The 1,246-nt window shown below is 64.2% G+C and carries 1 protein-coding gene and 1 pseudogene; one reads left to right on the forward strand and one right to left on the reverse strand.

What is annotated here, in order from left to right; all coding sequences use genetic code 11:
• Nucleotides 1-310: pseudogene (locus tag G6028_RS13045) on the forward strand (hypothetical protein); the annotation flags it as partial.
• A gap of 660 nt (nucleotides 311-970) precedes the next feature.
• Here G6028_RS13045 and G6028_RS13050 read toward each other — a convergent pair.
• Nucleotides 971-1,246, reverse strand: a 276-nt coding sequence (locus G6028_RS13050; RefSeq protein WP_182659130.1) for an ATP-binding protein, incomplete at its 5' end; no start/stop codon positions are given.

A 1,246-nucleotide genomic window follows, 5' to 3' on the forward strand; every position in this document is an offset into this window, starting at 1 on the left:
CGCCGACGACCAGGACGACGACGAGGACGACGACGAGGACTCCGGCTCCGCCAAGAAGACCGCCAGCAAGAAGAGCGGGAGTAGCTCGGCAAAGAAAGCCCCGGCCAAGAAGACTGCGGCCAAGAAGGCGCCCGCCAAAAAGGCCGCGGCAAAGAAGTCGACTGCCAAGAAATCGACGTCCTCCAAGTCGGACTCCGGCAGCTCCGGCTCGAGCACGGCTAAGAAGTCGACAGCCTCAAAGTCCACCGCCAAGAAGGCCCCGGCGAAGAAGTCGACGGCCCGCAAGACGCCGGCCAAGAAATCGGCCTGAGTCGGCTGCGGTCTTTGTGTCGGTCGGGCTCTGCGCCTCGTGGGAAGCAGGCCGAAGCCCGGGCTGTGGCCGTCAGCGGGGAGTAGTCGCCAGCCTCGAGTGAGCTTCCGCAATCGCAGGTCCGACGGATTCCCAAAGCTCTAGTAGGTGCCTGACGCAGTCCCGGGCGTACTCGTCGAGGTCAGTTATCGACTTTTCGGGTGCCAAGGGAGCTCGCCAGATCCACCACCGGTTGGGGCCGAGCGCCATGCCTCGAGAAGTAGCGATTTCCTGGGTGGCTTGTTGCACCTCCTGTCGGCACTTGGCTCCGGCGTCAGGATGACTGCAGATGATCAACTGTGGCCATTCGAACTTCAGCCCCGGGCGAAGCAGGTCGCTCGGGCGCCACTGAAGTTCCAGGAACCCTCCGACTAACCCGTCAGGACCCGGCACCTTCAACTGCAGAAGGGGGATACTGCCCTCCAATGACTCCCAGACACTGAATCGCTCGGAGGGATCCGCCTGCACTGGCTCAAGATGCTTGCGCAACGACGTGGATAGTTGGTGAACCGCCTGACTGGCAGATAGGGCTTGTCGGTACCGCGGGTCCGGCGAGTTGGTACTGCTGTTCCGGCGACCCGGAACCGGCCCGCGCGTGAGGCGGGCCGGCACCGTCGGGGGTTACTCCCAGTAGCCGGTGGTCGCCCGGGCTTGGTCGTCGCGTTGGCGTCGCATGTCGACTTCGCCGAGGTTGATCTCGCGGGCGTTGTTGGCCAGCCGGTTGACGATGGAGTCGGCGGCGACCCTGTCGGGTAGAGCCTCAAGCCAGTACGCCGGTCGGGATTGTGAGGCGATCATCGTCGGCAGCCGGTGCTCTCGGTTTGCCAGCACGGCGAACAAGTCGTTGGCGGCTTCGGGATCGATGCCCACGGTGAGGAAGTCGTCGATGATCAGCAG

Source organism: Dietzia cercidiphylli, assembly GCF_014145145.1.
GTDB lineage: Bacteria > Actinomycetota > Actinomycetes > Mycobacteriales > Mycobacteriaceae > Dietzia > Dietzia natronolimnaea.